The sequence below is a fragment of the Bowmanella yangjiangensis genome (assembly GCF_017255015.1).
GTDB lineage: Bacteria > Pseudomonadota > Gammaproteobacteria > Enterobacterales > Alteromonadaceae > Bowmanella > Bowmanella yangjiangensis.
In genome coordinates, this window is sequence record NZ_JAFKCS010000197.1 from 1 (window position 1) to 1,490 (window position 1,490).

Sequence of the window (1,490 nt, forward strand, 5' to 3'; positions counted from 1 at the left end):
GGCGCCAAGGATGGAGTATGTTGGAGGCTGTTTCCGGCACATCCCGGCAATTACTGGTGCTTGAGCCGATCGGTGCATGCGAAGCACTGCTTCCGCTGTTGCAGGATGCTGGTTGGTCGTTGCGCCGTTGCACAGCGGAAACGCTCGTCACCGCGACTAGCCATGTGCTGCTGCTCGATCTGCATGAACAGCCGTTACCCAGCTTGCTCGCCCACTTGCGGCGAACGGGGCTCTGCTGCGTCGCGCTCACGGCGAGCCAGGCGGCAGCTTCCAGCGAGCTGGATGAACTGGCCCGTGAATGGCTGTTCGCGGTGCTTTCGTTGCCGGTGGACGTGCCAGGCTTGCTCGAGACCCTGCAGCAGGCCCAGGCAGGCGCTCGCTTGCTGCGCTCGAAAAGCAAGAAACCACGGCAGTTCCTGGGCAACAGCGGCCAGGCCCGTAGCCTGCGCAAGCAGCTGGATGAACAGGGCAGGAGAGACGGACCACTGCTGATTCGAGGTCCGCGTGGCAGTGGCAAGCACCTTCTGGCGCAACTGCTGCATGAGCGCACCGCCTCTGCGCAGCGGCGGATACTGCAGGTCGATGTCACGCAGTTGCCTGGAGGACTGTTCGATCAGGCCGGACACTCAGCGACTCTGGCTGCGGCAGCCAGCACGACGATTCTGCTCGAAGGCATCACGACCCTTTCGAGCGCTGACCAGCAGCACCTGCTGCACCACCTGCAGGGCCACCCCGGCCTGCGTTTGCTGGTCATCAGTGGCGATGAGCTGGAGGTGGCGCTGCAGACGAAGCACTTTCGCGAAGACCTCTATCGGCTGCTGAGCGCCCGGCAACTGCATACGCCGGCCCTGAGCGAGCATCCCGGCGATCTGCTGATGCTCGCAGAGCACTTCGCCAGGCGTCACGGCGTGGCCATCGGGCGCCACCACCGGCGTTTCAGCGAGGAGGCGATCGAAGCCATGATGGCGCATGCCTGGCCGGGTAACGTGCGCGAACTGCGCAACCGCCTGCTGCGCGCCCTGGTCCTGTCGCAAGGGCGCCAGATACTCGCCTCGGACCTTGGCTTGGAGGCACCGCAGGCAACGGACGATGACCCCGTGACCCTGGAGGACTACATCCTGCGCGCCGAGCGTCAGGCGTTGAACGACGTGCTGGGGCGCTACACCCACAACATGAGCCAGGCAGCCCGCACGCTCGGGGTTTCCCGGCCAACCTTCTATCGGTTGCTGCACAAACATCGACTGCGCTGAGGGGGCGTTACTGTTTCGCCGGGGAAACACTGCTAAGGTGCACGGCAAACGTATCGCGGGAGATCTTCATGCATCCGTTCGACGCCGAAAAGCCGCCGCAGCTGGCCGTCCTGCTGGGCTATGCCGGGCTGCTGCCCTTCGTCAGCGGCGCCGCCGGGATCTGGGTGATTCCCCTGGGCTGGCGGCCTTACGTACTGGACGCGCTGCTGGATTTCGCCGCGGTGATCCTGGCCTTCATGG

At 64.8% G+C, this 1,490-nt stretch carries 1 protein-coding gene; it reads left to right on the top strand.

Annotated features, from left to right (window positions below):
* Positions 1 to 1,250: sigma-54-dependent transcriptional regulator (locus J0A65_RS23280; RefSeq protein WP_206596669.1), on the top strand; the 1,250-nt coding region annotated here is incomplete at its 5' end.
* Between the last annotated feature and the right edge of the window lie 240 nt (positions 1,251 to 1,490).